Origin of the sequence: Streptococcus sp. 2100, assembly GCF_013276335.1 — a bacterium.
GTDB classification, from domain to species: Bacteria; Bacillota; Bacilli; order Lactobacillales; family Streptococcaceae; genus Streptococcus; species Streptococcus pseudopneumoniae.
In genome coordinates this window covers 26003-30883 of record NZ_VMKV01000076.1, presented here as the reverse complement: position 1 = coordinate 30883, position 4881 = coordinate 26003, and the positions used below count along the sequence as shown (strand labels likewise).

Sequence of the window (4881 nt, the reverse complement as noted above, 5' to 3'; positions counted from 1 at the left end):
CTTCGTCAGTTTCATCTACAACCTCAAAACGGTGTTTTGAGCTGACTTCGTCAGTTTCATCTACAACCTCAAAACGGTGTTTTGAGCTGACTTCGTCAGTTTCATCTACAACCTCAAAACAGTGTTTTGAGCATCATGCGGCTAGCTTCTTAGTTTGCTCTTTGATTTTCATTGAGTGTAAAAAACAGATGAGTCTCTGTTTTCTTTTTATGGACTATAAATGTTCATCTGAAACTACTTTCAAGGATATTATTATACAAAAGAGTTTCTTGAAACTAAAATCTATTATACTACACTGTATTGAAAGCGTTTTAGAAATGAGGTATAATAAATTTGCTAACACTTATAAAAAGTGATAGAATCTTATCTTTATGTATATTTAAAGATAGATTGCTGTAAAAATAGTAGCAGCTATGCGAAATGACAGATAGAGAGAAGGGATTGAAGCTTAGAAAAGGGGAATAATATGATATTTAAGGCATTCAAGACAAAAAAGCAGAGAAAAAGACAAATTGAACTACTTTTGACAGTTTTTTTCGACAGTTTTCTGATTGATTTATTTCTTCACTTATTTGGGATTGTCCCCTTTAAGCTGGATAAGATTCTGATTGTGAGCTTGATTATATTTCCCATTATTTCTACAAGTATTTATGCTTATGAAAAGCTATTTGAAAAAGTGTTCGATAAGGATTGAGCAGGAAGTATGGTGTAAATAGCATAAGCTGATGTCCATCATTTGCTTATAAAGAGATATTTTAGTTTAATTGCAGCGGTGTCCTGGTAGATAAACTAGATTGGCAGGAGTCTGATTGGAGAAAGGAGAGGGGAAATTTGGCACCAATTTGAGATAGTTTGTTTAGTTCATTTTTGTCATTTAAATGAACTGTAGTAAAAGAAAGTTAAGAAAAGACAAACTAAGTGCATTTTCTGGAGTAAATGTCTTATTTCAGAAATCGGGATATAGATATAGAGAGGAACAGTATGAATCGGAATGTTCAAGAACGTAAGTGTCGTTATAGTATTAGGAAACTATCGGTAGGAGCGGTTTCTATGATTGTGGGAGCAGTGGTGTTTGGAACGTCTCCTGTTTTAGCTCAAGAAGGGGCGAGTGAGCAACCTCTGGCAAATGAAACTCAACTTTCGGGGGGGGGGGAGCTCAACCCTAACTGATACAGAAAAGAGCCAGCCTTCTGAGGAAGGAGAAAATATAACTCTTCCTGCAGAGCATGTAGAGTCTGTTTCAGAGACTGAACTTTCTGGCAATGATCAAGAACAAGAAAGGGAAGATAAGCAAGAAGAAAAAATTCCAAGAGATTACTATGCACGAGATTTGGAAAATGTCGAAACAGTGATAGAAAAAGATGACTTAGAGACGAATGATTCAAATGGAAAAAGAGTAGACTTGTCTGATGAATTAGAGAAAGTAAAGGGACTCCAAAATGCAACTGTTCATGTGGAGTTCAAACCGGCTGCTGATGGTCCTAGTTTTTACAATCTCTTTTCTGCTTCCAGTACAACTAAAGTAAATGAGTACTTTACAATGGCAATCAATAATGGGACAGCTTTGATAGAGGGACGTGGAGCTGATGGTAGTCAATTTTATGGAAGTTATACAGATGCGCCTTTGAAGATTAGACCAGGCAAGTATAATTCGGTTACTTTTACTGTTGAAAGACCAAAAAAGGATAGTCCAAATGGTCAGGTTCGTCTTTATGTGAATGGTGTATTATCTCGTACGAATAAAAAGTCAGGGAAATTCCTGGCAGACATGCCAGATGTGGATAAACTTCAGTTAGGTGCAACTAATAGAGCAGGAGAACTGAAGTGGGGCTCAAATCTCTCTATTCGTAATCTGACTGTATACAATCGTGCTCTAACTCCAGAGGAAGTCAAAAAACGTAGCCAGTTATTTGATGTGACAGATATTGAGCCGTCACTTCCTGAAGGGGCAGTCTTGACAGAGAAGCAAGAGTTGTTTATGAGCGGTGTCAATGGTAAGCCAAATAGTGAAGGAATTAAGAGTTATCGGATTCCAGCTTTGCTACGTACGGATAAAGGAACATTACTGGCAGGGGCAGATCAGCGTCGTCTCCACCATTCTGATTGGGGAGATATTGCTATGGTCGTTAGGAGAAGTGAGGATGGGGGAACTACTTGGCAGCCAACCTTAACCTTGACCAACTTGCGAGACAATCCAGAAGCAAAAGATCCGCAGGCACCATCTCCACTTAATATCGATATGGTCTTGGTTCAAGATCCTACCACAAAGAGAATTTTTTCAATCTACGATATGTTTCCAGAAGGTCGAGCTGTCTTTGGAATGCCAAACAAACCTCAAAAAGCTTATCAACAAGTTGGAGATAAGCACTATCAATTACTATATAAACAAGGGGAAAATCAAGCATATACTGTCCGAGAAAACGGAGAAGTATATGATGCAAATAATCAAAAAACAGATTATCGCGTTGTAGTGGATCCAAAAGAAGAAGCCTACAGAGATAAGGGTGACCTCTATAAAGGAGAAGAGCTTCTTGGGAATATCTACTTTGCTCCATCTGCTAAAAATCCATTTCGTGTAGCCTATACGAGCTATTTGTGGCTTTCCTATAGTGATGATGATGGGAAAACTTGGTCGCAACCAAGAGATATTACACCATCAATTCGCCAAGATTGGATGAAATTTTTAGGAACAGGTCCAGGTACAGGAATTGTGCTTAGAACAGGAGAGCACAAGGGTCGTATCTTAGTTCCTACTTATACCACCAATGCTATCTCCCATCTAAGCGGATCCCAGTCTTCTCGTTTGATTTATTCAGATGACCATGGAGAAACATGGCAGGCTGGAGCGGCTGTCAATGATGATAGGACGGTAGGTAGAAGGAAAATTCATTCCTCAACTATGAATAATAGTCCTGCCCAAAATACAGAGTCAGTTGCTGTACAGTTAAATAATGGTGATGTGAAACTCTTTATGAGAGGATTAACGGGTGATTTACAGGTTGCCACAAGTAAAGATGGTGGGCAAACTTGGGACAAGGAAATCAAGAGATATAATCAGGTTAAAGATGTTTATGTCCAAATGGCTGCTATTCACACCATGCACGAAGGAAAAGAATACATCATTTTAACCAATTCAGGAGGACCTAAACGGACGAATGGAATGGCTCATTTGGCTCGTGTAGAGGACAACGGAGACTTGACTTGGTTACATCATAGACCAATTCAAAAAGGAGAGTTTGCCTATAATTCGCTCCAAGAATTAGGAAATGGGGAGTATGGTATCTTGTATGAACACACTGAAAAAGGACAAAATGACTATACCCTATCATTTAGAAAATTTAATTGGGACTTTTTAACAAAAGATCCGGTATATCCAACGAGTGTAACTATCAGGGACGTTCGTAAATTGGAAACAGAAGAAGAGGATGCAGAACAAGGTATCTTAGCTATGCAATTTGATTCTGAGGTACTAGTGAATTCTATTCCGACTTTGACTTTAGCGAATGGACACAAAGCTACCTTCTTGACCCAAGCAGATCAAAAAACTCTACTTTTCACCTTTAATAAAGAAGATGCAGGTCAAGAAATTACAGGTCTACTGGCCGGTAGAATTGACAGTATGCATGATTTACCAGTTACACTAGCTGGCAGTAGAATTCCTGAAGATGCGAAAGAAAATCCTGTCGAGACCATGAATACAGTAAGAGAAAATGTATCTGAGGAGATGACAGAAAGGAAGTCAGAGAAGGATAAATTATCTTTGGGGTCTTCAGATAGAATGGTAGCAAACTCTCCTCTTACTTCTTTTGCTCCTCGTTACCTCCAATCTTATGTAGGAGATGTTATTAAAACTGAGACTAAAGTTCCAATAACGACTGGTTGGAAGCAAGAAAATGGTACGTGGTATTTTTATACATCTGCTGGTGAAGTGGTGAAAGGCTGGCATCAGGAAGCGGATAAATGGTACTACTTGAGTTCTACTGGTGCGATGGCAACTGGTTGGGTCAGAGATGGTAATCAATGGTATTATTTGAGTGAGAGTGGAGCAATGTCTACTGGCTGGGTTGAATCCAGTGGTGTGTGGTACTATCTCAATGCTAACGGCTCAATGGCAACTGGTTGGGTCAGAGATGGTAACCAATGGTATTATTTGAGTGAGAGCGGAGCAATGTCTACTGGCTGGGTTGAATCCAGTGGTGTGTGGTACTATCTCAATGCTAACGGTTCAATGGCAACTGGTTGGATAAAAGATGGAGACCATTGGTACTATCAGGAATCATCTGGTGCAATGAAGGTAAATCAATGGTTCCAAGTTGGAGACAAATGGTACTATGTCAATGAAAGCGGAAGATTAGCGGTTAATACTATAGTAGATGGTTATAAAGTTAACTCCAATGGGGAGTGGGTCAACTACTAGAACCTTGGATGTTGATGAATAACTGAGACATGTTTTGTCCGTCATAGAGATAAAAAGTTTATTTAGATAGTTTTCGTAGAAATTTCTACTTTAAGAAAAAGTCAATTTAGATGAGCTCTTATTGCCGGGTAAATGCCTTGCTAGTCGTAAATAAACTGTATATTTCCGACTTACTTAGGACTGGATACCACTAGTCGCAACTTAACAGTTCGCTTTAAGTGTTAAAATGCATATAGCTAGTTATTGGTTATATGCGTTTTTGTTCTTGATTATTTTATTTCTGTCTTGGAATATAGGTAAAATTATAGTAAAATAAAATTCTGTAAATCATGTTGGTAGATATACAGGAAGAAGAGTGTATTGTTGACAATACAGCACATAGAATCCAACATGTCCTTATACTCAAAAAATCAAAGAGCAAATTAGGAAGCTAGCCGTAGCCTGCTCAAAACACCGTTTTGAGG

At 38.5% G+C, this 4881-nt stretch carries 3 protein-coding genes; all 3 read left to right on the top strand.

Annotation, left to right across the window (positions count from 1 at the left end):
- The first annotated feature begins 466 nt into the window (after positions 1 to 466).
- The 3 genes from HT669_RS09765 to HT669_RS09755 all read left to right on the top strand — a co-directional run bounded on the left by HT669_RS09765 (position 467) and on the right by HT669_RS09755 (position 4417).
- Positions 467 to 694 (top strand): hypothetical protein, encoded by a 228-nt coding sequence (locus tag HT669_RS09765; protein WP_000576348.1) that lies wholly within the window; start codon positions 467 to 469, stop codon positions 692 to 694.
- Between the two features lie 287 nt (positions 695 to 981).
- Positions 982 to 1170: a YSIRK-type signal peptide-containing protein gene (locus tag HT669_RS09760; protein ID WP_078800240.1), complete on the top strand. Its 189-nt coding sequence runs from the start codon at positions 982 to 984 to the stop codon at positions 1168 to 1170.
- The gene (locus tag HT669_RS09755; RefSeq protein ID WP_172933695.1) at positions 1127 to 4417 is read left to right on the top strand and encodes a sialidase domain-containing protein; all 3291 of its coding nucleotides are present in this window, start codon (positions 1127 to 1129) and stop codon (positions 4415 to 4417) included. The genes HT669_RS09760 and HT669_RS09755 overlap by 44 nt, the downstream gene beginning before the upstream one ends.
- Positions 4418 to 4881 lie beyond the last annotated feature (464 nt).

Coding starts and splice junctions, on each gene's coding strand:
- HT669_RS09765 (WP_000576348.1), top strand. CDS start 467: ATGATATTTAAGGCATTCAAGACAAAAAAGCAGAGAAAAAGACAAATT.
- HT669_RS09760 (WP_078800240.1), top strand. CDS start 982: ATGAATCGGAATGTTCAAGAACGTAAGTGTCGTTATAGTATTAGGAAA.
- HT669_RS09755 (WP_172933695.1), top strand. CDS start 1,127: ATGAAACTCAACTTTCGGGGGGGGGGGAGCTCAACCCTAACTGATACA.